Genomic DNA, 22,521 nt, shown 5'->3' on the forward strand with positions numbered 1-22,521 from the left:
CCCACTCTTTCTTTTTTATGTCTCTTTTTAGCCTCCCTGGATGGGTTAAACCTCATATGTATCCGAATAAAAAGTTTTCGGATCTTACGACGACAGAATTATCGGATTTGAGACACCGCATTAGTTTATTTAAATCTGAAAGTCCGGAGGTTACAGTTGCCATACCTGCCTGGAACGAGCAGGATAACATATTCAGGACATTATCTTCACTTTCGGCAAGTACAACCCGCTATCGAACAGAAATTATTGTCGTTAACAATAACTCTACAGACAACACCCAGCAGGTCTTAGACGAACTTGGAGTTATCAACTACTTTCAAATTGAGCAAGGCACTCCCTTCGCACGACAAATGAGTCTGGAAAAGGCTCGTGGTCAATTCTATTTATGTGCCGATGCCGACACATTTTATCCACCCGACTGGATTGATCTGATGGTTGCACCGATGGTTGGTCAAAAAGACATCACAGGGGTATATGGGAGATATTCATTTATGCCGCCCGAAGGCAATAGCAGATTCGGGCTGAGTTTGTATGAAGCTTTAACATCGGTGATTATCAAGATTAGGAGAAAAAAGCAGGAATATCTTAATGTATATGGGTTTAACATGGGGTTAATTACCGGTATTGGTGTAGAAACCGGAGGATTTAAAGTAAAGGGAGCGCGGAAGTACGCCGGCATCGTAGGAAGTGATTATGAGAATGAAGCAGAAGACGGAAGAATGGCGCTAAATCTTAAAACGAAAGGACAACTCAAGCTGGTTACTGATTCAAAGGCGCGGGTTTTTACATCACCGCGACGTCTTCTTGATGACGGAAGTATCTGGAACGCATTTGTAAATCGTGCCAGATTGCAGTTCAACAACCTGATTAAATAGCAACCTTATCGGGCAGCACTTCCATACTTAAAGACTAAAATCATGACCACAGAAGATAGTATTAAGATAGTAATAGCCAGCAATAATCACTACGCATTGATGGTTGCCGCTTTGGTTAAATCTATGGAAATACATCATGTATCCGGAGAGAAAATTGATCTCTACATTATTGACGACGGCATAAGTGATAACAATAAAAATAAAATTCGATCCTCGTGCAGTGAGCAAATGATTGCTATGCATTGGTTTAAGACCAAGGAAGCCATCCCGAGCAATATCTCAATACCGGCAGACAAATCCTCTTTCCCGCTAACCACCTATCTCAGACTTTTTGCACCTTTCATTCTCCCTGCAGGAACCAAAAAATATATTTATTTGGATGTAGACATGATACTGAAGGATGATGTCTCTAAATTAATGAATGTAGATCTCCGGAATCATGTGATCGGAGCAGTTCAGGACCGATCCGAAACAGCCGGCAATGATTGGGGTGGCATTCCTAATTATGCACAGCTAGGAATACCAGCTGAGACGTTATATTTCAATGCCGGAATGATGGTGGTTGATTTAGAAAGATGGATCAAGCATGACGTAAGTAATGCCGTAATTAAATGCATTCACGAAAACATGAAGTTTGCAACATATCCTGATCAATATGGCCTAAATGTTGTATTAGCCGATCAATGGCAACCGCTTGATAAACGGTGGAACACATCCCCGGATACCGACATTTCAGATCCCTATCTGATTCATTTTCTCGCTATCAAGCCGTTTTACCAATCCTATGATGGCCTCCCCCGGTATCAGCAGGAGTTTTATAACTATTTGAGATTAACACCCTGGAAGAGTCATAAACCTATCCCTGGTTATATAAGAACTGGTCACAAGGCTTTGAATAAGCTCAAAAATCTATTGTCAGGCTATTTAAATAATTGAGCCATGTTTGAATTTCAGGGCGTCACATTGCTAATTACACATTACAACAGAAGCTCCTCTCTGGAAAGCCTTTTAAAGGGATACCAATCATTAGGTTGCCGGTTTGAAGATATCGTTGTTTCTGATGATGGCAGCAAGCCAGAACATCTGGCAGCTATCCATAAACTGAAGGAAATATATGACTTTCGACTTGTTACCACTCCCGTTAACAAAGGCTTGGGCAACAATCTTAACAAAGGTCAGGATGCTGTAAAAACAGAGTTTACCCTTTATGTACAGGAAGATTTTATACCGCAACCCATATTTCCTCTATATTTTTCGAAGGCACTAGGATTGATAAAAGAAAATAAAAATCTTGATGTGATTCGTTTCTATGCATATTTCAAATATCCATGTCTGAAGCCGCTACAGGACGGTTTCTCTGAAATGATATTCAAAATAAGCAATCCGGGATATAGAAAGTTCTATTACTACAGCGATCATCCACATCTGAGAAGAAGTAACTTTTTTGAGAAATTCGGCCGCTACGACGAAGGAATAAAAAGTGATATCACTGAATATAACATGATGATGTCATTTTTAAAAAAGAGAGGGAAAGCGCTATTTTTCGATGAATACACAACGCTGTTTGAGCAGAGAAATTCGAAGACTGAACCGAGCACGGTAAAAAGAAATATGTGGCGGGAAAACCAGAGTTTTTTTATTTCCGGCATACGGCATATATACCGGCATCTGAAATTCAACTTTGATTATATATTCAGGACATAATACTTGTGACCACCGATGATTATATTGGACTGGAGCTTCCCCCTGCTGATTCGGCTTCAAGATCTGCATTTTGCATATTTTGATCCAACTTGTAGCTGACCTGAATGATCGCTATGGCGAGATAGAATAGAATATTGTTCGGATATTGAGTTAGTGCCTCCTGCGGAAAATTACCTACGTTAAGAGCAAAAAGAACCAGGGTCATAGCAAGGCAATACATTTTCAATTCAGGATCCCTGATCCGGTAGAAGTTCTCTATTCCGGATTTTAACACGACAAACATCAGACAACAAAATAGAAATAAACCTATCCAGCCCAATTCCGCAGCTACTCGCATATATCCGCTATCAGGTGGAAAACTGGCCAGAAAAGAATAAGGAGCAAACATCACTCCCCACGCACCTGTTGCTCCAAGCCCTCCCCCCATTGGATGCGAAAGAATATAAGGTTGAATCATTTTTTGATTTTGCTTCCGAACATTATAAGATGCATCGTCGGATGGCTTAAATGCACTTTGAAATCTGTACAATGTTGGATTTGACGTGGGGATGTAGATCAGAACCATGATAAAAAACCCAGCGATGGCCGAAAAAAACATGATCTGCTTCTTAAAATTCAGCACTGCGAAAAGCACAAGTGCGGCTGGAATTAAAACGTAAGATGACCTTGTCCCGGAGAACAAAATAGAATACAGCATCAGGAAAGCCATTGCAATGAGGATGGCTTTTTTACTCTTCACGATGGGTCCGGATATGAGCGCGATGCACAGAAGAATGCTAATAACCATATTGTATGAAAACTCAACCGGATCCGAGAAAATTGAGTATTTACGCCAATGACCGTCTATAAAAAGTAAACTGACCATGAGCGGATCATTTTCCATACCTGCCATCTCCGAATCGGCAATACCGATGAACTCCTGCTTATAAGCATATACAGCGGCAACTGCAGCAAGCCCAAGCCAGACTTTCAGAATCACCCTGATAGACTTTACCGAATTGATCTGATATACGAAGATAAAGTAGGTCAGGGTAAGAATCGCAACGGTACGTACTGTATACACCCAGGCCATCCTGGATTCCGCCCATGGATTAATAACCTCCAGAAAGTTATAGCTAATCCATAGCAATATTACAGTAGCAACCGGCCCCTTAAATATTGACCAGTCAGGATTCCTTCTTTGTTTGATAAAAAAGCCAAGTATTAAAAGCCCCTGCATACCATCCAGCACCGTTCCCAGAGGATAATTTACGCCAAACCGCATAAAGAAAAACAGCAAAAAGGCCATGGCCATCATGCACACAATTCCAAAAACAGGAAAAACCACCATTCCGTATACGACCGGCAGTGCTACCATTGCCAAAGCAATAAGAATTCCGGCAACCATTCCTCCCATCACAGTGACCGCTCCCAACCCAATCGCCGCAAATGCGAGCAGCAGCGCAATTGCGGGTGTGGAAGTATATGAGGTGAGAGAGCGAAACTTCATGAGTATTCTTATTGAAGTATATGGATCAGAGAAAAAGAATTTTTATAAAAAAAAAGAATACACTTACAAAGGCCAAAACAATAGCTATTATACGTGTAATAACCTGTATCCTGGTCAATTCAGGCTCAATTCGTTTCTTTATTTTTTTGGATTCCGGTAATACTTTCATAAGGCTATTTTTGTGTATGTCCCTTCACCTTATGCCGTGTCGCAACAGATATTTTATTGGCACGTTTAGCTTTGAAAAGAGAAATTACCTGGTAAAATACAAAAGCCGGAATGCCTTTCAGGGAGCTGAAAATTCTTGGATCTGTTCCCGGCTTTAATAAAGGAATAAAAAATCCCGCTACAAACACCAGCAATGCCGCCAACCAAGCCAGAACCATTGCGGGCATGATAAGCATATTAGTAAACATGAACAGTACGGATAAAATCAGAAATATAAACAAAGGCGGCCGTAGCAACACCAACCCAAACAGAAAGCGGTTCCAATCAAGCTTGATAAGCCCCTTCCCAGTCAACCCGAAGCCGAGAGAAAAATACTTAAACCATGTATTGATCCAGCGTGCTCGCTGATTCACGAGCTGGTCCGAACCGGAAGTTTTCTCATCATAAACAATAGCTTTGCCGGCAAACGCAATTCTTACTCCCCGATTCACGATAGCATGCTGTAAAACCTTATCAAACCCAGCCCCCTGTACATCTCGATGCTCGAGACATTCCCTGTAAAACTGTACTGTAAAGGCCATACCTGATCCGGCCAAGGTCGCTGATGAACCCGCTCCATAAAGCATTTTGCCATCGTAGTAATGATAGTAAATATCCCTGGCCGCATCCAGGCGGGCGTACATCGTTTCAAGATTTTTTGCACTTCGTACTCCCTGAACAGCTTTGTAACCATTTACGAAATACGTATTCAATTCCGACAGGTAGTTGCTTTCAACCAGATTGTCACTATCTATGATAGTAAGGTGTGTATGAGCTCTCACGAAATTCCTGATCGCATAAAAGTGGCTGCGTACGTTTCCTGCCAGCACGTTCTCAGGCCGGAGTAGTTTCACCTTTTCTGATGCGAAATGAAGATTGGAAATATCACAATTGTCTGCAACTACATAGATGGTGAATGTCGGATAATCCATGGCAAGTAAGGAAGCTACAACCTCAGGCAACTGATCGGTTTGCTCATAGGCTGTAACAATTACTGCATAATCCGGATTGGCTACAGGCAGCTCTGTCCTCCTTTCCTTGCGCCTCATTGCATTTATAACAATAAGCATAACAGGAAACAATAAATGAAAACCAATCATAAGCTGAACAAACATCCATAAGACCAATAGCGCTACCATATTGTTTTATTTAGTCGTTTTCCCTGATTGCTCATCCAGATCTCTCGTTCCGGTTAGCACCCAACCGGCAAACTTGTTACCAAGACTTCTGAAATAATCTATCTTATTTTTGTCTTCGGTTTTGATTGTTTTTCCGACAGCAACAACAGCTACCACAGCATCTGCAAATAAAGCCCATTCTTTGGCTTTGTTCATAGACAGCATCGAGTCTGCCTCAACGATGATCACATCAAAATCGTTTTTTAACGTGGTTAGCAAATGCCTTACCTGTTCCTCTGAAGCTATTTCGTTCACAGATGTATCGCCACCTTTTTTACCAAGAACACTAATACCCTCCACACTTGCTGCGGGGAATGACTGTGCATTATCACTTAATAAAGTCTCTAAAAATACCTGACTTTTACTTACATGACTGACATTCTGGTTACTGAAATTACCGTCAATGATGAGTACCTTTTTATTGACTCTCGAAAATGCCCAAGCCAGACTTACCGCCAGCAATGTCTTACCGTCACCCTGTTCGAGACTAGTAAGTACAACCACTTTTGCTCCCGGATACTCACTATCAATCTCATACCGTATCGATCTGATTAGATTCCGAAATAATAACAGATGTTTTTCACTGGTAGATTCATCCTGAATTTTCCCTAGGTCGACGCCTCCTGCTACATAGTTCAGATAACCCAGAACCGGCAGTCCTGTCTCATTGGCAAGTTGAGCCGGAAATTTAATAGAATTGTCAAAATAGAATAAAACAAAGAATACAAACAAACAGAAAGCAATACTGATCACTCCTGAAAGAATAAGTAACACCATTTTCTTGGAAGGCTGTATAACACCTGGCATTGCCTTCTCCGCCTGCTTCAGATAAACCGGGAAATTCGATTCAAGCGTAATATTATTGTAGCGCTGCAAAGCTTCCATGTACTCTTTGCTAGCTATATCTATACTGGTCTCAAACTCCTGGATTTGGGCTTCGTTGGGTACGAGTGCGTCAAACTTCCGGTTTAACCTTAACAGTTCTTTTTGGATAGAAGAGACGCTATTGGTAGCAAGCTCAAGCTCTGTTTCGAGGGTAAGCTTCTGATTTACAAGATTCTCTTTAACAACCATGGGATTATAAACATAGCGATCAGAAGACTCATTGATTCTTTCTGCCAGCTTACGTCTCAACGAATCCACCCTGGTTTTCAGCCGCTCGTCAAAATTACTTCTGATGTAATTTTCATTGAGAACCTTTAACTGCTCCTTGGTAGCCACTATATCCATATTAATCCCCGTAAGCGCACTTTCAAGGTATCGCCTGTCAGAAGGATTGAATTTGCTATCTATTTTTCGTACTGCTGCGGCATAGGCTATGATATCCTTCTCTGCTCCTTCCAGTTTTGTCTCAAAATCAGCCATCTGCCCATATAAGCTTCTGGCCTGTTCGTTGAGGTTAAGTACACGGTTTTTTATTTTAAATGTTCTAAGCGTGTTCATTCTTTCCGTCAGGGCCTCTCTTTTCTGACTCAGGAAGCCTGCAAGAAAATCAATAGCTCTCTTATTATTGTCAACAAGTCTGGAAGATGAATAGGCAACAAATTCGCTGGTCAGCGTATTGATTAAAAACTGAGCAAGTTCAGGACTGTCTGCTTCGGAATCTATGCTGATATAGTCACTGCTCTTGACACGATATATAGAGATTTTAGAATTTATTGACGCATGATCGTATCCTTTTTCTCGGAGCATTGCTATGATTACATCCGACTCCTTTGTGCCCGGAAGGATTTCCTCACGTAGATTATGTTTTTTGGTGATGATAGAAATATACTTCGACAATTCAACTTTACTAAGTGACTGAATTGTTTTGCCATCTTTGCTGAATTTCTTATCCTCAGGAGATTTCAGATCATGAAGCAGTAGTTGATAAGACACCTGATCCAATACTTTTTTCAAAAGCATCATTTGGATCAAGTTGTCAAATTTCCTGTTGATTTCAGAATCCTGATCCTTTTCAGCATTAGACAGGATTTGCTCGGACTTGTCAACTAATCCGGTAGAAATGCTGCCATGCGATTTGTATACGTCGGGCAACTCACGTACGAGAAAAAAGCACAAGACAACTGTAACAAGCGGGACGAGAATCAGTATGGTTCTGTTTCTCTTTAAAAGCGTAAAAAATTGTAAAAATTCATTCATTTGATATTCTCCAGTTTTTGTCCTACTACTTCTTCCAGACTACTTTTTGCTATAAGCACTTCACCTTCGGCATCCAGAATACTTTGACTCTGATCCGCTTGCATGAGCAGCACCCTATTATAATTTTCAAGCGTATCCTCTCCTTTTTCAAATTTGTGCTTTACATGCGACACCACTGTTTCTACATCCAGAAGCATGTTTGATTTAAGCCTCAGAACTGCAACTTTCTGGATATATGTAAAATACCTTTTTCTCACTTCCGCGTCCATGCTGAGTTCGAAGGCATCTAATTCATGCTTTGCAGCGGAATGCTCCCCTTTTGCCTGTTTAATTAATGACGGCTTTTGCAAAAGCGAGCCCACATTAGCAAAAAAACCGAATTGATAACCCCCAAAGAAGCTGGGAGAAAGGGTTGTATTATTATTGTTGGCCGGGCTGTAAATATAGCCGAGCGAGAAGATATCAAAGTAAGACAATTTGGTCCGCCTAATTCCTTGTTCAGCCATGGCTACCCTATCCTGAAAAGCTTTTGTTCTGGGATAGTTCGCTTTGCAGGCAGCTATGAGTTTGTCCAGATACTCATAGGAAATCTCCTTACTCAGAGTCTCCTGGGCCATTACTTTGCCCAAAGGAAAAAAGATAAAAACTAAAAACAATATGGATTTCATAACTACCTGTTAAAAATCTGCTATTAAAAACTACTTTTGTTTTGACTCTATCGGTGTAAACTGACTGTTCAATTTATTCAACGTTCCTAATTTCTGGTGAAATGTCTCTTTCTGACCAAATCCGAGGTAATGCTCGCTTAAAAAGTTTTGTCCACTGGCTTCTCATACCTACTAATCAGGCGCGCCCCAGACTTTGGGTACGTGTTTTTCTCAACCGGTTCTATCATCACAAAGGAAAAAAAGTGATCATCCGCAGTCGAGTGAGAATGGATGTCGTCCCTTTTAATCACTTCTCGATTGGTAATAACTCTACGATCGAAGATTTCAGTACAATTAACAATGGAGTGGGTGGTGTAAGTATCGGTAACAATTCGCTTATAGGTATTGGAAATGTATTGATCGGGCCGGCCACCATCGGAAATGATGTGATCCTTGCACAGAATATTGTTATGAGTGGCCTCAACCACAAGTACACGGACATCTCCACCCCTATTCATCAGCAGGGAGTTTCCGTTGCTCCCATAGTAATTGAAGATGAGTGCTGGATCGGAGCAAACTCTGTCATCACCGCCGGAGTAACCATTGGAAGGCATAGTGTGGTTGCTGCAGGGGCGGTTGTGACCAAAAATATTCCTCCCTATTCCGTAGTTGTGGGAAACCCGGCACGCATCATTAAAAGATATGACTCTGCATCCAACGACTGGGTGAAAGTTTCCTGACATACTATTCAACTTAATTGACTTTCATTTTAGCCGTCGCCGAATCTGATTTTAATCTAAACATCTTCTGATTGCAGAAGTGCAGGGAAGGTTTTTAAAATGATCATCATATCCATTTTAAATGAGAAGTTTTTGGCATACTCTATATCCAATGCAGCTCTTTCTTCCTCTGACATATCCGCTTTCCCTTTGCCGCGCTTCGTTACCTGCCAGAGCCCGGTAAGACCTGCCGGCCCTGCAAAACGAAGTATTTTGTTGTCAGTAGTCATCTTTTCTGCTTCGTAGAGAGGGAGCGGTCTGTTACCGACCAGTGACATATCTCCTTTCAGAATATTAATTAGCTGCGGTAGTTCATCCAGACTCGAATTCCTCAGAAATTTGCCGATCCTTGTAATACGCGGGTCATTCTGAAATTTCATGAATGCAGCCTTCTGTTCTTTCTGTTCATTGAATACCTTTTCACAGATTTCCTTGCCGTCCAGAAACAATCTGCGGTTGCAATAGCCACCATTCCTGCATTCCTCACACATATTAGCAAGTTCTGATTTCGAATCCGTTTCGACTTGCACCGTATTGTACATATTGAGGGCCGCCATTTTGCGTATCATCTGATCAGCATCAGTACGCATAGTTCTAAACTTGTACAGATCAAATATCTTATACCCGCTTCCTACCCTTTTGGATTTATAAAAAACGGGACCCCGTGAATCAAAGCGAATCGCAAGTGCTACAAGCAAAAAAACAGGCGATAACAGTAATACAGCCATTCCTGTTGATACGACATCAATAGCTCTTTTCCAAAAAGGTGTTCCGTTGCTGGATGAACTGATCTTTTCGGAAGCTAAACGGGCTACGTACCATTGTCTTTTCGTGAAATAATGAAGGCGGGTTAGCAAATCTCCCTCAGAAAAATCTGCCGGGAAAATGTCATCAGCATGTTTGTCCTTCGCATTCCTGATCAACGCGGGTGTAAGTTTGTCCACCATGATCACAAAAGGCAAATTGCCCATTGCCGGATTGCTACGCACCTGATCAAGCAGCGACCAACCACCTCCTTTGACATGCGCAATGATTACATCCGCAGGATAATAATCCTGTATCGCGGTAAGCAATGTTTCACCATCTTCAAAATATTCTATTTGCAGATGGGTGCCATAGTTAGCAGAAAACCAGAGGTATTGTTCGAAATCCTTGCTCAGATAAGCAACGCGATAAGTTGCAGATGGCGGAATCTTGGTATCAGGATTATCTATTGAATGCAAATGCTTCAATTCCATGATGTTGAATGGGAAGGGACCGTCGTTTAGGAAAATCTTCTACTTCTGCGCAGGATGGCATTTATTTTTGCCTGAACTTCCATTGGGTTGAAAGGTTTAAGCATAAAATCGTCAGCACCAAGATTCAGACATTGAATACGCTCACTGCTCTCATCTGATCCGGAAAGAATGACAATTGGAATATCCATATAGAGATTACTTGCCTTCGCTACTTTGAGAAACTCCTTTCCACTCAGGTTGGGCATATTCAAATCAGCAATAATCAGATCCGTTTCATTGCCCTGCTCAAGCCAGAGCATCCCCTCAGATCCATCGTGCTTAATGACAACATTGAAGTCTTTTTTCAGAAAATGCTCCAGTATTTTACAGATACTTGGCTCATCGTCTATAATTAAAAGTGTCTGTTTACTATCCATATGTTGAGTAAAGTCCATTCATGCTACACAAGATTATTACATCTAGATACTTATCTCTTAAAATCGAAAAAAAGCCCGGCGTGCTACAACTACTTCCATCCTCACTTTCAACCTAAGCTCAAATATCGTATAAAAATCGACGTTGACTGCGCAAAAAAATCCAATTCAAATACCGCTTAAATCCTCATTTAACAGCCTGAAAACTCCATTTTTGCTACAGCATGCAAGATCAAAAAAAATTACTACAATTGAAAATTAACTTCTCAAATTACTTCTACCAAAAAGAATACACTTTGATCGTGCGTTGATACATAAGGCAGTATGTAAAAAAGCTTCATAATTCTGTTAAAAATAAGTGAGAGATAAATAGGTAAGTTTACTAACCAGCCAATGCCTTTTCAAGAAGCGTTTGCGCTTCATCACTGTATGAAAGTTTCAGTGCCTCAGCCTGCCCCTCTTCACTCATTTTTCTCCATGTTTTCTGAAGAATGTCCAACATCTTATGCTCAGGTAGTTTTTCGATAAGATCATCAAACTGATAAATCAAAAAAACGATACAAAGTGCATCTTCGATTGTTTGTACGTCGGGATCACTTTTTAGTTTCTGCTTCCTTATAATCTCGGTTACACGGGCAATTGTGACGTCGTCGTAACCGATGCTCTCCAATATTGCAGCTGCTTTTTCAGCATGAAATTTGGATAGATCTGTCCGCCACTTCAGGTATCCTACTCTTCCTTCAGGATAGGTGTTACGTGCTATTTTCCAACGACCTATGTGCTGACTCCGGGAAGCAAGCAACAGTGCTTCACTGGCTTCGGGATTGAGTTTGGTAACCCATTCATGTAGCCGGAGCGCATAGAAGTATTCAGATGGAAAGTCCTTCCCTTCCCAGACAACCTTCTCTGGTGCCTGTTTGTTGTATGCATCAAATTGCTCAAATGCTTCGTCTATTTTCGCCATAGTGGAGTTTATATTAATCTGCTGCCGTAAACTGTAGTGCTATTTTCGTTGTCCTCGGGTAATCATAAGCTGTACTCGACGTACTCATCGTGAATTTCCCGCTGCTAACATGTACCGGTGCGATAGACCATGCGCCGCCTTGCTTTCCATCCGCTGTAATCTGAATATCCGTTTCAGTCTTTGCCCACTTCAGCGCAAAAGGAGTTTTGTCTCCTTTGAAAAAACCTTCAAAAGTTCCGTCTGTCTTAAAATGAACGGTTTCCATGTATCTGTCAAAGTCAACTCCTCCGAAACGGCTGACTATTTTTCCATTTTTCAAACTTTCCACATCGTCTATATATACCTGACTGATCTTCCATTGTTTCACGGTGGTAAGCCTTTCAGCCGCTTCTTCCGTATTTTTTGAGCCAGTATTACATGCCATCACAAAAAATAACAAGCCTATCATGAGCATGTTTTTAAGTTTGATCATATACCTATAAGTTTACTATTCCAATTATTACAATACTAGATCATCATATAACTTTTTCAGCGTCACATCAGCATCCACACAAAAACCTGGGTGAACCTTGGATGTCTGCACCACACTGCTTCTGGTCGCTGTAAGCCAGCGGAAGCGGGAAGCGATGGGTAATGAACCTATAAAACCACCTGTTTTCCCACCGGCACAAATCTGCTCAAAAGCGGTCAGATAGTCATTAAGTTGCTCAATGTCTGCTATCCCGCACAATGCCCTTATCTTACTTTCCTCTATATGACGTAGTACTTTCAGAAATCGCAGGCCCGAGCAGTACAGGATAATTCCTACATTAATAAATTCTTCACGCTCCACCCTGGGTACAACGCGGATCACGGCGTACTCAAATAAGTGCTTTTCTTGCATTTCGGGCTTCGGTTAAAAATATCTCAGATACAGACAGTCTTGTATTCAGAAAACCTGCATATACTTTACGCATTGTCTCAGGATATTCATCAGGTGAACTTGCTACAAGCCATTCGTCAGGAACAAGCGCTACAATAGCATCAATTTTATCAGGAGTAAGTAGTGCTTTGAAGGTAGCGTCCACAGCCTCCAGCTCAGATGCGTAACGAAGCAGTACATGGTCTTTCACCTGTACGAAAGGTTTTTTGGATTGCTCTTCCCAATTTTCCCATGAATGATGAAAATAGAGAGAAGCACCATGATCAATCAGCCATAACTCCTTATGCCAGATCAGCATATTGGTATTACGGGCTGTACGATCCACATTTGTCAGCAGACAATCCAGCCATACAATCTGTGACGCAAGCAGTGAATCAACCTTTGTTACAAGAGGGTCAAAAGTAATAGCGCCAGACAGGTAATGCATCGCCAGATTAAGCCCCGTACTGGCGCGAAGTAAATCCTGAATTTCTTCATCTGGTTCTGTTCTGCCAAAAGCCTCATCCAAATGGGCAAAGACAATCTCCGGAATTTTCAATCCGAGTATTCGGGAAAGTTCTCCACCAATGAGTTCAGCAATAAGTGCCTTTAACCCCTGACCGGCTCCTCGGAATTTAAGTACATATAGAAAGTCGTCGTCTGCTTCAGCAATGGCGGGCAATGAGCCCCCCTCTCTGAGCGGAGTCACATACCGGGTAACATGCACATGTCTTAACTCCGGAGGTTGAAAATTCATATTTGGTGTATCAGATTATATGATAAAATTAAAATCATTTCTGTCAATCTTTTCCGGCAGGGCCATAAAAAATGCCAGAACGACTTACCGCTCCGGCAATATTAATCATCCAAATGCTTTACATTATTTATTCAAAGTAAGTGCTTTAAAACTTCTGGTCAAATCGGTAAGCGATTTTTCTACCCCCATACGTTCCAACGATGAAGCGCCTACAAATCCTTGTGCATCTGTTTTTTCCAGAATCACTTTGACATCCTCAGGCGTGTTTACAGGTCCTCCATGTGCAAGAAAGAAGATATCTGGGTTTACAGCGCGCGCGGCATCGATGATCTTTTGTGTTCTTTCAATTGCATCATCCATGGTGCAGGAAGCCTCCACCACGCCAATTGAACCACCAACAGTTGTTCCCACATGCGCGATAATTGCGTCGGCTCCGGCTTCAGCCATTTGCCTGGCTTCCTCTGCTTCAGCTACATACACGATAGAGAAAAGATCCATTTTACTGGCCAGACGTACCATTTCGACCTCTTTATCAAAGCCCATTCCAGTTTCTTCCAGCACTCTGCGGAAGTGGCCGTCCACGATTGAGTGCGTGGGAAAATTGTTAATTCCGGAGAAACCCATTTCTTTTACTTTCAGCAAATGATGCCACATTCTACGGCGTGGGTCAGAACCATACACACCACAGATTACCGGAACTTCCTCCACTACCGGTAGTACTTCGAATTCTCCTATTTCCATGGCCACTGCGTTGGCATCTCCATAAGCCATTAACCCGGCTGTGGAACCATGTCCGGCCATTCTGAACCGGCCGGAATTGTAAATAATAATAAGATCGGCACCGCCCTTTTCTATGAATTTTGCACTGATACCCGTTCCGGCACCCGCAGCAATAATAGCCTTGTTTTGTTGAAGAGTGTCTTTAAGCCTGTCTCTTACTTCTTGTCGGGTATAAGGATTCCCCTTCCCTGTCCATGGATTTGGCATATCGGTATTTTACTTTAGCAATAAATATATATTTGTCTATCTCAGTATTACTTTTCGACTTCCATCAATTTCAACAGGGTATCCACCAATAGCCCGGCGAATTTCTGGTCATTGATATGTGCATCCATTTCAATCAGGCTTACCTTATTACTGATCTCGCTTCTGATCGAATTAAACAATACTTCGTCCGTTTCGGGACGAAAGAAAACCCCACCTACGGAATCAATCTGAGAAACACCTTTTAACGGAAGCACTACTGCAGCTCCGGCGGACGATCTGTTTACATGCTGTACAAGTCGTTTTCCAAGGATCTGATTCTCTTCGTCATTGGTTCTCATTAAGGTAACATCAGGCGCCCAGCTGTAAAATTCCCTATCTTTAAACCGGACAGGAATGGTGTCAGGATGTGCAAAATTTACCATATCCAGGCAACCCGGAACCACCACCTGCGGCAATCCCATTTCTGTAGCGGCGCTTAATCTCGTCGGCCCTGCACTGCATATTCCCCCGCACAAATCATCGGCAAGTTCTGTAGTGGTAATATCCAAAACAGCATCGAAACAACCTTCGCGAATTAAAGCCTCCATAGCCATCCCTCCTACTCCTGTGGCATGAAATGAGAGCACTTCAAATCCCTTTTCATTTAACATGGCCGTGCAAAAATCAACACAAGGCGTAGTGTTTCCAAACATGCTGATAGCAATACTTCGTTTTCTTCCTGATTTTTCGCTTTGATGGGTGTTGCTCATTGCACAAATTGCCGTAGCAGCCTGGGCTATAATAGGACCGATAATACTGTTTAATCCCGCAACGTCTACAATAGAAGGTACAAGTACAATATCTTTATGGCCAACCTGCCTCGACAGATCCTTTGCGGCAAGGGTACTGATACACATTTTAGACATACCCAGCGGAGCTTGCTGCATGGCTTCCAGAGCGATATAGGTTCCGCCCCCACCGCCCATACCAATAATGCCTTTAATCTCATTGGTTGCTACAAGCTGACTGATTATTTTTCCGGCGCCTGAACCCATCACAGCCATCGCATAACCACGATCTCTACTCCTGCGTAAATCAGCTATATTCGATCCGCCCTGTAATGATACAATCTCTGATTCAAAATCAACATGGAACTGATCTGTACTACCCATTACGCCGGTATTCATCATCAGCACCTGCTCACCTTGTTTCAGAATGCACGTTCGCAGATTCGCAAAAACTTCTCCTTTTGTATCAAAACAACCTAAAATAAGTATGTATTTGGCTGAAGACATTTGATCAGATTAACTGTTTACTACAAAAATTTAGTCACCCAGACCGACAGGCCTTTCATTTCTGGACCACTCACTCCATGATCCAACGTAAAGTGAAGCATCTCCTAATCCAGCTTCAGACAGGGCCAGCAAGGTGTGACAGGCCGTCACACCGGATCCACAATGGATATATACATTTTTTATTTCTCTGTTTTCAATCACCTTATTATACTTTTCACGGAGTGCCTTGCTTTCTAAGAATATCCCCTGCTCATCCAGATTACTCAGATAAGGAACATTAACTGCTCCGGGAATGTGGCCTGCAACAAGGTCAATAGGTTCATCTTCACCTCGAAAACGATAGTTTTCCCGAACATCGATAATGAGATAATCTCTACTTTCTGCTGCTGCAGCCACTTCTTCCATATTCACTACAGGCTTTAACCAGGCATCAAAGCGATAGTTCGATTGTAACACTGGACTACCATCACCCGTTTCCATTTCGGCACCTTCGGCCATAGCTGCCTGATATCCTCCATTCAGTACATGCACCTCCAGATGACCAGCTGAAGTGAGCATCCACCACAAACGTGCGGCTGCATTACCACCATTTTTGTCGTCATAAACGACCACAATAGTTGAAGTGTCAACTCCCTTCTCAGATAAAAACTGTGAAAACTGAACCGGTGAAGGTAATGGATGACGACCGCCGTCAGCAGCATGATCTGTTTTATTCGATAGTTCGGTTTCCAGATCAGCATATAAAGCGCCTTTTATATGACCTGCTTTGAAACGTTCATGCGCATCTGCTCCTCCGCGGGCGTCAATGATCCTGATGTTTTTACCAGACGATATTAATTCTTTGAAGTCGTTAATACTTAAAATTCCCATATTGATGATTCTGATTCATACATAGCTATAACTTGGGAAGATGAATTAGCACATTAAATGTCATCTTCAAAAAAGTCATCACAAATAAGAAGCAAAAAAGGGGATTATCTCACTACCGTCACTTTAATTTTTACCAACTCGTAATATTCAAGCTGACTTGTCACAGAAAAAGTATTCTTACTCAGAATGCTTTCTAGTGTCTCATCGTCAGAATACACCTGTGGATCATAGATATCATCTACCAATTTACCATTTAATAAATGGCCCCATACAGGATTTTCATCCGGCGAATCTTTTCGTTTGAATGTCTGCATATGATTCATCAGATCTGTTTGCTAAGCTTTTCCAACTCCTCATTTGTAGGCTTTGCAGAAGTCACACCTTCATCAGGAACCGGCATTTGGGCAGTCCATGCAACCGCATTGAGTACTAGTTTTCTGAAATTTTCATCTTGCCAGTTAGCGTGCATATGCGCCCCTGTGAATCCAAAACCTCTGCCTATTGCTGGCCTTTCGTAGGCCCATGCCATCACTTGCGGTTCCTTTTTTTCCAGGACAGCCTTCCTTACGAATTTATTGTTGGAATGGGAGCCATCTTCCAACTGAAGGGTAGATTCAGGAGGCAGTGTTTGCAAAATCGGAGTAATGCCATTCATACGATTTGCGAACCTCATATGATAATACCACTCATCTTTTATTTCAAATGGGGATACACCATTGGTAATAGGATGTTTCGGGATTGAGTCGAAACGTGCAGTAAATATGGGATTTACTGACCAATGCGTTTCAAAATACCCACCTATCCATTTTTGAAAATATTGTCCGCCTTCTCCTTTGGGAATTTCCAATGCAAAATGTAACATCACCAATCCGGTACCTTTTGCCAGAATCTGATCGAGTTTTGCAAGGTGAGGTGCAAGCAAATGATCATCACCGCCGTCGCAAAATACCACTATGGTACTCGCTTCTTTGAGTGGTGTAAGATCATCAGGCCAGCCTTGTATAACTAATGTTTCTGCACCAGGATATGCAGTTTTGAATTTCTCCGCCAATAGGGTACTTCCACCTTTGTGTTCATGTTCTCCCTTTCCGTGGCTGTCGCCGCCAGCAATAAATACAATTTGCTTTGGGCCTTTATCCTTCATAGGGATTGGTGGGGATACTGCCCTCCACACGAATGCGGATATCCCTATTACCAATATTAGCCCTGACAGAATCCATCTTTGATTTGCAACCATTGTTTTAGTTTTTAACCTCTGACTGTTTCTAAAATTTGTATTGTTAGATACAACAGGGACAAAAACCACGCCAACAACTAGGCTGCTCTGCCGGACCTTCTTATTAATGGAAGTCCTCCGCATTTCTCCCAGATAGCACGAATTAAATTTCTCTCCTTCACCGAGTGCGGATGAAAGTCGATCACAATCTCGCCTTCATTAATTTTTGTTCTAAAAAACTGGGCATATTTATCTGACATTACAGATCTGGCCATTGCCCTGATCCCACCATCACGCAGGTTCCCAACTACCATCATCGCGACGCCGGGAAATGCAACGAACCTACCCAGAAATCGAATGGCAGTTTGTATCGGATTGTCAGCTCCCGGACAGCCTGAAAGCTGATATCCCGCAGGCAATGCATCGTTATAAAACCTTTCCTTTGTATGCTCTGACATCATCAATATGATTTCTTCAGGCGCATAGCCCATCTCTAACAAACTGTTATATGCCACTTCCGCATCCTCTTTCGTTGCAAAAATTCCTGTTACGGTTCCGGCATCTTGCTTTCTGTTGCTAATAATTTCCATACGCTCATCCCATTTTAATAAAATTTCAACAGCGAATTGGATAAGAATTATACCACAACCTAAAAGAATAAGACAATTACTATACGTTCCGTATTTGTAGAGTGTACGTTTTAATCCATATAGAAAAGTTGTAGATGCACTTCTACACTTTAAACAATATATTGATATCCAATAGCTCACTTTCTAACTTATAACTATATTCAGGAATTCTTACAATATTCTTTGCAATGATCCTAACCTATAAAACAATGAATCACTTTGTCAATTTCAAGAAGGCAGGTATTTTAATTATCATCGGATTTCTCATTGGAGCCAATATTAGTACCTGGGCCCAAACAGGTGTTGGAACCCGGGCCCCTAAGGGTGCAGAGATGTATCTGGATGGAAGTCGAAAAATGCTTGATGAAAAATGGATTTACTGGGAAGGGCCACGTTTTGCAGCAAAAGCACCTATCAAATGGACGGTCGTGAAAGATCCGGTGGACAAAGGCACTGTCATTAACTGCAACGATCCTGCTTCAGCGGGAGGTTTGTATGGATCCGCTGATATCGTTACAAAAAAAGAATTCCGCGATTTCCGTGCACATGTTGAGTTTTTGATCACCAAGCCCGGAGGTAACAGCGGGGTTTATTTGCAGAACCGATACGAGATTCAGGTCCTTGATGGGGACACTACGTCTCATGGCATGGCAGCTATCATCAACGAAACTGCTTCACCTTATCATGCCTATAACGGAATAGGTAAATGGAATGCTTACGATATTTTGTTCAGAGCAGCCCGTTTTAAAGATGGCAAACTGGTAGAGAAACCTGTAGTAACTTTATATTTTAATGGTAAAAAAGTACACACCAATCACCACATCGCGCAGGTTTGGGGAGGACCTAACTCAGGTATTGACGGCGGGAATGACAAAGGAAAAGGAATTACGGATCGTCCTGGGGGACTGAAGCTGCAGTCGGAAGGCCACGATGTACTCTACCGCAACATCTGGATCAAGGAAGAAAACATTCCTGGTGCGAATACAGATTTTTAGTCCTGGTATTTATATTCATATGCTAAATCAGCAAGAAGAAAGAGCAAGATACCGATACAGTATAAATCTGGATATACTATGGAGTGATATGGATGAAATGGGTCATGTCAATAATGCGGTATACCTTACCTATTTTGAACAGGCACGTATTGGTTACCTGCACCATGTATGCGCCTGGAATTGGCAAGAAACCGGAGTCATTCTAGCCAGTGCTCATGTTGATTATCTGAGACCACTGATCTATTCACAGCCAGCGTGTATCGCAGTCCGCGTTTCTAAGATGGGAAATAAGAGCTTTGATATTAGTTATTTAATTACAACAGTTATTGAAGGTAAAGAGCTCTTTATGACAACCGGATATACTACGATGGTTGTTTTTGATTATCAAAACAACCGGAGCGTCTCTATTCCGACTGAGTTACGAGAGCAAATTCACCAATTTGAAAGTAAAAACTTATAGTTGCAGGGTTTCGGGCATAGAAATAATGGTAGCGAAGAAAAAACGCCACTAACTATGCTCAATAAAAAATTCAACCTAAAAGGTAAAACGGCCCTTGTAACAGGATCCAGCCAGGGAATTGGAGAGGGGATCGCAACTGCATTTGCGGAAGCCGGTGCAGATATTATCCTTCATTACCGAAGTGACAATGACGAAGCCGAAGCAGTCGCCGAAAAAATCAGGAAATTTGGTGTAGATGTTAAACTAATTGAAAGTGATCTGTCGGAGCGGGACGCAGTTTCCAACTTCATCGAGAGACTTTATCAGATCACGAAAAGGATTGATATACTTGTCATCAATGCGTCGGTACAAATTCCCCGTGAATGGGAACTGGTAACAGACCAAGACTTTGATACACAGATCCAAACCAATTTTAAAGCAACTTTTCAACTGATTCAAGGAATAGCACCACAAATGCTTGCTGATGGATGGGGACGAATCGTGACCATTGGTAGTGTGCAGCAAATAAAGCCACATCCCAACATGATCATTTATGCAGCAACCAAGTCTGCTGTACTTAATCTCGTGCAGAATTTCGCTATGCATTTTGCTGATAAGGGGATCACCGTCAATAATCTGGCACCTGGTGTAATCGGCACGCCTCGTATCGAGCAGGATGTCCCTGAGAGCGAAGAGCGAATAGAAAAGAGATTAGAAACTCCCTCAGGAAGAATAGGACAACCTGAAGATTGTGCGGCCGTAGCTTTGCTGCTATGCTCGGAAGCTGGTAACTTTATAACAGGACAGAATATTTTCGTAGATGGCGGAATGAGTCTGTAAGTTATCCACTCCTTTTTATACAATGAGAAACATTTTACTGACAGGTATGCTTCTGGCAACCTGTTTTGCTTCGTTCGCACAGCGAGAAACTACCTATGATATAGGGCAGATCAAGACTCCCATGGGCGAGATCCTTTTCTGGCTTTATGATGAAACGCCCAACCATAAGGCAAGCTTCATACAACTTGCTCATGAGAATTACTGGGATTCGCTCACCTTCAATCGCGTGATCAATAATTTCGTGGCACAGGGTGGCTGTCCTGATACGCCTGAGGGATTTTCACAATCGCCTTACCTGCTCAAACCTGAATTCAATAGTAAGATCAGACACGTGTATGGAGCGGTAGGTGCAGGCCGGGATGATAATCCGGAAATGTTATCAGCAGGATGTCAGATATACATCGTTCAGGATAAAAAAGGCTTAGCCAGGTTGGACGATAAATATACCGTTTACGGACAGGTTTTCAAAGGGATGGACGTAGTAGACAAAATTGTGACAGTAAAAACCGATTCTACCGACACACCACTGACACCTATTCCGTTGGATGTGAATGTGATCAAAATGTCAAAAAAGGAACTGATCAAAAAAGGCTACACTGGCTTCTCTACGAAATAAAACAAAAATCCCGGCATGCATGTGCCGGGATTTTTGTTTTACTTTTTCTTGTAATCAATTCTGAATACAGTTCCGTTCAGGTCGTCAGTTACGTAAAGCGCGCCATCCGGGCCCTGTGCCAATCCGCATGGCCTGTGCTGAATAGGTCCGGTAGGTTTTACCAGATCGGTTCCTGCAAAGTTATCTGCAAAAACCTCCCATTTGCCTGCCTTTCCGTTTACAAACGGCACGAAAGCAACCAGATAACCCTTTTTAAGTTCAGGAGCCATATTGTGAAATGCAATAAATGCTCCGTTTTTGTATCTGGCAGGAAACATATTGCCTGTATAGAACATCAGCGCATTGGGTCCAAAGTGAGCCGGGAATGCAGCTACAGGATCAATGGCCTTCTCACCGCCGGTTTTCTTGCCGTCTCCTCCGTACTCAGGGGCCTGCATTTTCTTTTTCTGAAACTGATCATAGTAAATGTAAGGCCAGCCCGCATCATCTCCTTCTTTCAAACGATACAAGGTTTCAGCTGGTAATTCAGCACTATGTTTTGAAGTGTAATATTGCGGATAGAAGTCGTCAAACTTTCCTCTTCCGTGTACCGTAGCATAAAGTGCATCCGATTTTGGATCCCAGTCGATACCTACTGCATTTTTCAGACCCGTTGCATATCGAACACCATCAGAAAATTTTTGTCCTGCTTTGTCAGCCCTGAACTTCCATATGCCACCCGCTGAATCCAGAATCGCACATGGCGACATGCCTTTGCCGCTGCCTGCCTCACGACAATTATCGTTGTAAGATCCCACTGTCACGTATAGGTTATTGTGCTTATCCATGGCTAGTGGCTTTGCATTATCTCTGCCATGATCCAATAATCCTTCTACGATTTTCTCAGGGTTGTCGAAATCGATAATTTCTTCCTTTTCGTTCAGCCTGTAACGGTAAATCGCGCTGTTCGAGGAACTATACAGGTAACCATTTCTGATGAGAATACCCGTTCCCGGATAATCGGAAAAAAGCTTTTTTTCATCGATTACTCCGTCCTTATCCGTATCCCGTAACAGATACATCCCTTTACCATCTTTCAGCTTTGAAAGCTTCACATAAATATCCCCGTTTTTTCCAATAGCGATATGCCTTGTAGGTCCCAGGTCGGCACCTAGTATGCGTGCGCTGAAACCGGCAGGTAATTTAAGATCATTTGCTTCAATGGCAGGCTGGATAGTACGTTCAGCTCGTCCGGGGCCCTCATCCAGAAGGACAAAAGCAGAAATACAGGTGGATAATGACAGCAGTGCTGAAAAATGTAAAAATATCTTTTGCATATAAATCAGAAAACGGATACCAGATTTTAATAAGTACGAACATTC

The 22,521-nt window shown here is 42.2% G+C and carries 25 protein-coding genes; 8 read left to right on the top strand and 17 right to left on the bottom strand.

All coding sequences use genetic code 11. From position 1 onward, the window contains the following. Positions 1-56 precede the first annotated feature (56 nt). From AC1XUE_RS06090 to AC1XUE_RS06100, 3 genes are read left to right on the top strand one after another with little or no spacing between them, the layout of a single operon-like run. Positions 57-875, top strand: coding sequence for a glycosyltransferase family 2 protein (locus AC1XUE_RS06090; protein WP_483355045.1), 819 nt, complete (start codon positions 57-59; stop codon positions 873-875). A gap of 42 nt (positions 876-917) precedes the next feature. Beyond that, positions 918-1,811, top strand: a complete 894-nt coding sequence (locus AC1XUE_RS06095; RefSeq protein WP_483355046.1) for a glycosyltransferase family 8 protein — start codon at positions 918-920, stop codon at positions 1,809-1,811. Between the two features lie 3 nt (positions 1,812-1,814). After that, complete coding sequence (locus tag AC1XUE_RS06100) at positions 1,815-2,579, top strand: glycosyltransferase (protein WP_483355047.1); 765 nt, start codon at positions 1,815-1,817, stop codon at positions 2,577-2,579. Positions 2,580-2,598: 19 nt separating this feature from the next. Here AC1XUE_RS06100 and AC1XUE_RS06105 read toward each other — a convergent pair whose 3' ends face one another. The 4 genes from AC1XUE_RS06105 to AC1XUE_RS06120 all read right to left on the bottom strand — a co-directional run bounded on the left by AC1XUE_RS06105 (position 2,599) and on the right by AC1XUE_RS06120 (position 8,263). After that, on the bottom strand, positions 2,599-4,068 hold the full coding sequence (locus AC1XUE_RS06105; RefSeq protein WP_483355048.1) for an O-antigen ligase family protein: 1,470 nt from the start codon (positions 4,066-4,068) through the stop codon (positions 2,599-2,601). A 173-nt stretch (positions 4,069-4,241) separates the two neighbouring features. Beyond that, complete coding sequence (locus AC1XUE_RS06110; RefSeq protein ID WP_483355049.1) at positions 4,242-5,345, bottom strand: glycosyltransferase; 1,104 nt, start codon at positions 5,343-5,345, stop codon at positions 4,242-4,244. 75 nt (positions 5,346-5,420) lie between these two features. Continuing rightward, positions 5,421-7,595 (bottom strand): exopolysaccharide transport family protein, encoded by a 2,175-nt coding sequence (locus AC1XUE_RS06115; RefSeq protein ID WP_483355050.1) that lies wholly within the window; start codon positions 7,593-7,595, stop codon positions 5,421-5,423. Beyond that, entirely contained in the window at positions 7,592-8,263 is a 672-nt protein-coding gene (locus tag AC1XUE_RS06120) for a TolC family protein (protein WP_483355051.1), read from the bottom strand. The genes AC1XUE_RS06115 and AC1XUE_RS06120 overlap by 4 nt, the downstream gene beginning before the upstream one ends. Before the next feature lie 101 nt (positions 8,264-8,364). Between AC1XUE_RS06120 and AC1XUE_RS06125 the strand changes: the two genes are divergently transcribed. Continuing rightward, positions 8,365-8,982, top strand: coding sequence for an acyltransferase (locus AC1XUE_RS06125; protein ID WP_483355052.1), 618 nt, complete (start codon positions 8,365-8,367; stop codon positions 8,980-8,982). 56 nt (positions 8,983-9,038) lie between these two features. Here the strand turns inward: AC1XUE_RS06125 and AC1XUE_RS06130 are convergent, their stop codons facing one another. From AC1XUE_RS06130 to AC1XUE_RS06185, 12 genes are all read right to left on the bottom strand, one after another. After that, positions 9,039-10,259 (bottom strand): sugar transferase, encoded by a 1,221-nt coding sequence (locus tag AC1XUE_RS06130; protein WP_483355053.1) that lies wholly within the window; start codon positions 10,257-10,259, stop codon positions 9,039-9,041. 26 nt (positions 10,260-10,285) lie between these two features. Beyond that, entirely contained in the window at positions 10,286-10,675 is a 390-nt protein-coding gene (locus AC1XUE_RS06135; RefSeq protein ID WP_483355054.1) for a response regulator transcription factor, read from the bottom strand. A 379-nt stretch (positions 10,676-11,054) separates the two neighbouring features. Then, the gene (locus tag AC1XUE_RS06140; RefSeq protein ID WP_483355055.1) at positions 11,055-11,636 is read right to left on the bottom strand and encodes a DUF4202 domain-containing protein; all 582 of its coding nucleotides are present in this window, start codon (positions 11,634-11,636) and stop codon (positions 11,055-11,057) included. Positions 11,637-11,649: 13 nt separating this feature from the next. Beyond that, positions 11,650-12,108 (bottom strand): hypothetical protein, encoded by a 459-nt coding sequence (locus AC1XUE_RS06145; protein ID WP_483355056.1) that lies wholly within the window; start codon positions 12,106-12,108, stop codon positions 11,650-11,652. Between the two features lie 27 nt (positions 12,109-12,135). Continuing rightward, positions 12,136-12,519: a DUF3037 domain-containing protein gene (locus tag AC1XUE_RS06150; protein WP_483355057.1), complete on the bottom strand. Its 384-nt coding sequence runs from the start codon at positions 12,517-12,519 to the stop codon at positions 12,136-12,138. Then, positions 12,497-13,294 carry a HipA family kinase gene (locus AC1XUE_RS06155; RefSeq protein ID WP_483355058.1) on the bottom strand — a complete coding sequence of 266 codons (798 nt, stop codon included), beginning with the start codon at positions 13,292-13,294 and terminating at the stop codon, positions 12,497-12,499. Before AC1XUE_RS06155 ends, AC1XUE_RS06150 begins: the two co-directional genes overlap by 23 nt. Positions 13,295-13,417: 123 nt before the next feature. Continuing rightward, entirely contained in the window at positions 13,418-14,281 is an 864-nt protein-coding gene (locus AC1XUE_RS06160) for a phosphoenolpyruvate hydrolase family protein (RefSeq protein ID WP_483355059.1), read from the bottom strand. 47 nt (positions 14,282-14,328) lie between these two features. Beyond that, positions 14,329-15,555 (bottom strand): Tm-1-like ATP-binding domain-containing protein, encoded by a 1,227-nt coding sequence (locus tag AC1XUE_RS06165; RefSeq protein WP_483355060.1) that lies wholly within the window; start codon positions 15,553-15,555, stop codon positions 14,329-14,331. Between the two features lie 30 nt (positions 15,556-15,585). Further along, a complete protein-coding gene (locus tag AC1XUE_RS06170; RefSeq protein WP_483355061.1) occupies positions 15,586-16,425 on the bottom strand; it encodes a sulfurtransferase in 840 nt (279 codons plus the stop codon). A gap of 104 nt (positions 16,426-16,529) precedes the next feature. Then, the gene (locus tag AC1XUE_RS06175; protein ID WP_483355062.1) at positions 16,530-16,739 is read right to left on the bottom strand and encodes a hypothetical protein; all 210 of its coding nucleotides are present in this window, start codon (positions 16,737-16,739) and stop codon (positions 16,530-16,532) included. Positions 16,740-16,747: 8 nt separating this feature from the next. Then, positions 16,748-17,662: a ThuA domain-containing protein gene (locus AC1XUE_RS06180; protein WP_483355063.1), complete on the bottom strand. Its 915-nt coding sequence runs from the start codon at positions 17,660-17,662 to the stop codon at positions 16,748-16,750. Positions 17,663-17,739: 77 nt separating this feature from the next. Continuing rightward, entirely contained in the window at positions 17,740-18,231 is a 492-nt protein-coding gene (locus AC1XUE_RS06185; protein WP_483355064.1) for a hypothetical protein, read from the bottom strand. Positions 18,232-18,479: 248 nt separating this feature from the next. On the opposite strand from AC1XUE_RS06185, the gene AC1XUE_RS06190 reads away from it, so the two are divergent. From AC1XUE_RS06190 to AC1XUE_RS06205, 4 genes are read left to right on the top strand one after another with little or no spacing between them, the layout of a single operon-like run. After that, positions 18,480-19,265: a 3-keto-disaccharide hydrolase gene (locus AC1XUE_RS06190; protein WP_483355065.1), complete on the top strand. Its 786-nt coding sequence runs from the start codon at positions 18,480-18,482 to the stop codon at positions 19,263-19,265. Between the two features lie 19 nt (positions 19,266-19,284). After that, a complete protein-coding gene (locus tag AC1XUE_RS06195; RefSeq protein WP_483355066.1) occupies positions 19,285-19,725 on the top strand; it encodes an acyl-CoA thioesterase in 441 nt (146 codons plus the stop codon). A 54-nt stretch (positions 19,726-19,779) separates the two neighbouring features. Then, positions 19,780-20,544, top strand: coding sequence for an SDR family NAD(P)-dependent oxidoreductase (locus tag AC1XUE_RS06200; RefSeq protein ID WP_483355067.1), 765 nt, complete (start codon positions 19,780-19,782; stop codon positions 20,542-20,544). Between the two features lie 22 nt (positions 20,545-20,566). Continuing rightward, on the top strand, positions 20,567-21,160 hold the full coding sequence (locus tag AC1XUE_RS06205; protein ID WP_483355068.1) for a peptidylprolyl isomerase: 594 nt from the start codon (positions 20,567-20,569) through the stop codon (positions 21,158-21,160). Between the two features lie 38 nt (positions 21,161-21,198). Here AC1XUE_RS06205 and AC1XUE_RS06210 read toward each other — a convergent pair whose 3' ends face one another. Beyond that, the gene (locus AC1XUE_RS06210; protein ID WP_483355069.1) at positions 21,199-22,476 is read right to left on the bottom strand and encodes a PQQ-dependent sugar dehydrogenase; all 1,278 of its coding nucleotides are present in this window, start codon (positions 22,474-22,476) and stop codon (positions 21,199-21,201) included. Positions 22,477-22,521 lie beyond the last annotated feature (45 nt).

The organism is Dyadobacter sp. HNCC25DJ187, assembly GCF_056895255.1.

Excerpts from the sequence above, each read along its gene's own strand:
- AC1XUE_RS06175 (WP_483355062.1), bottom strand. The coding sequence starts at position 16,739 with ATGCAGACATTCAAACGAAAAGATTCGCCGGATGAAAATCCTGTATGG.
- AC1XUE_RS06205 (WP_483355068.1), top strand. The coding sequence starts at position 20,567 with ATGAGAAACATTTTACTGACAGGTATGCTTCTGGCAACCTGTTTTGCT.
- AC1XUE_RS06135 (WP_483355054.1), bottom strand. The coding sequence starts at position 10,675 with ATGGATAGTAAACAGACACTTTTAATTATAGACGATGAGCCAAGTATC.
- AC1XUE_RS06185 (WP_483355064.1), bottom strand. The coding sequence starts at position 18,231 with ATGGAAATTATTAGCAACAGAAAGCAAGATGCCGGAACCGTAACAGGA.
- AC1XUE_RS06170 (WP_483355061.1), bottom strand. The coding sequence starts at position 16,425 with ATGGGAATTTTAAGTATTAACGACTTCAAAGAATTAATATCGTCTGGT.
- AC1XUE_RS06150 (WP_483355057.1), bottom strand. The coding sequence starts at position 12,519 with ATGCAAGAAAAGCACTTATTTGAGTACGCCGTGATCCGCGTTGTACCC.
- AC1XUE_RS06145 (WP_483355056.1), bottom strand. The coding sequence starts at position 12,108 with ATGATCAAACTTAAAAACATGCTCATGATAGGCTTGTTATTTTTTGTG.
- AC1XUE_RS06160 (WP_483355059.1), bottom strand. The coding sequence starts at position 14,281 with ATGCCAAATCCATGGACAGGGAAGGGGAATCCTTATACCCGACAAGAA.
- AC1XUE_RS06125 (WP_483355052.1), top strand. The coding sequence starts at position 8,365 with ATGTCTCTTTCTGACCAAATCCGAGGTAATGCTCGCTTAAAAAGTTTT.
- AC1XUE_RS06190 (WP_483355065.1), top strand. The coding sequence starts at position 18,480 with ATGAATCACTTTGTCAATTTCAAGAAGGCAGGTATTTTAATTATCATC.
- AC1XUE_RS06105 (WP_483355048.1), bottom strand. The coding sequence starts at position 4,068 with ATGAAGTTTCGCTCTCTCACCTCATATACTTCCACACCCGCAATTGCG.
- AC1XUE_RS06140 (WP_483355055.1), bottom strand. The coding sequence starts at position 11,636 with ATGGCGAAAATAGACGAAGCATTTGAGCAATTTGATGCATACAACAAA.
- AC1XUE_RS06110 (WP_483355049.1), bottom strand. The coding sequence starts at position 5,345 with ATGCTTATTGTTATAAATGCAATGAGGCGCAAGGAAAGGAGGACAGAG.
- AC1XUE_RS06120 (WP_483355051.1), bottom strand. The coding sequence starts at position 8,263 with ATGAAATCCATATTGTTTTTAGTTTTTATCTTTTTTCCTTTGGGCAAA.
- AC1XUE_RS06155 (WP_483355058.1), bottom strand. The coding sequence starts at position 13,294 with ATGAATTTTCAACCTCCGGAGTTAAGACATGTGCATGTTACCCGGTAT.
- AC1XUE_RS06115 (WP_483355050.1), bottom strand. The coding sequence starts at position 7,595 with ATGAATGAATTTTTACAATTTTTTACGCTTTTAAAGAGAAACAGAACC.
- AC1XUE_RS06195 (WP_483355066.1), top strand. The coding sequence starts at position 19,285 with ATGCTAAATCAGCAAGAAGAAAGAGCAAGATACCGATACAGTATAAAT.
- AC1XUE_RS06095 (WP_483355046.1), top strand. The coding sequence starts at position 918 with ATGACCACAGAAGATAGTATTAAGATAGTAATAGCCAGCAATAATCAC.
- AC1XUE_RS06200 (WP_483355067.1), top strand. The coding sequence starts at position 19,780 with ATGCTCAATAAAAAATTCAACCTAAAAGGTAAAACGGCCCTTGTAACA.
- AC1XUE_RS06165 (WP_483355060.1), bottom strand. The coding sequence starts at position 15,555 with ATGTCTTCAGCCAAATACATACTTATTTTAGGTTGTTTTGATACAAAA.
- AC1XUE_RS06180 (WP_483355063.1), bottom strand. The coding sequence starts at position 17,662 with ATGGTTGCAAATCAAAGATGGATTCTGTCAGGGCTAATATTGGTAATA.
- AC1XUE_RS06130 (WP_483355053.1), bottom strand. The coding sequence starts at position 10,259 with ATGGAATTGAAGCATTTGCATTCAATAGATAATCCTGATACCAAGATT.
- AC1XUE_RS06090 (WP_483355045.1), top strand. The coding sequence starts at position 57 with ATGTATCCGAATAAAAAGTTTTCGGATCTTACGACGACAGAATTATCG.
- AC1XUE_RS06210 (WP_483355069.1), bottom strand. The coding sequence starts at position 22,476 with ATGCAAAAGATATTTTTACATTTTTCAGCACTGCTGTCATTATCCACC.
- AC1XUE_RS06100 (WP_483355047.1), top strand. The coding sequence starts at position 1,815 with ATGTTTGAATTTCAGGGCGTCACATTGCTAATTACACATTACAACAGA.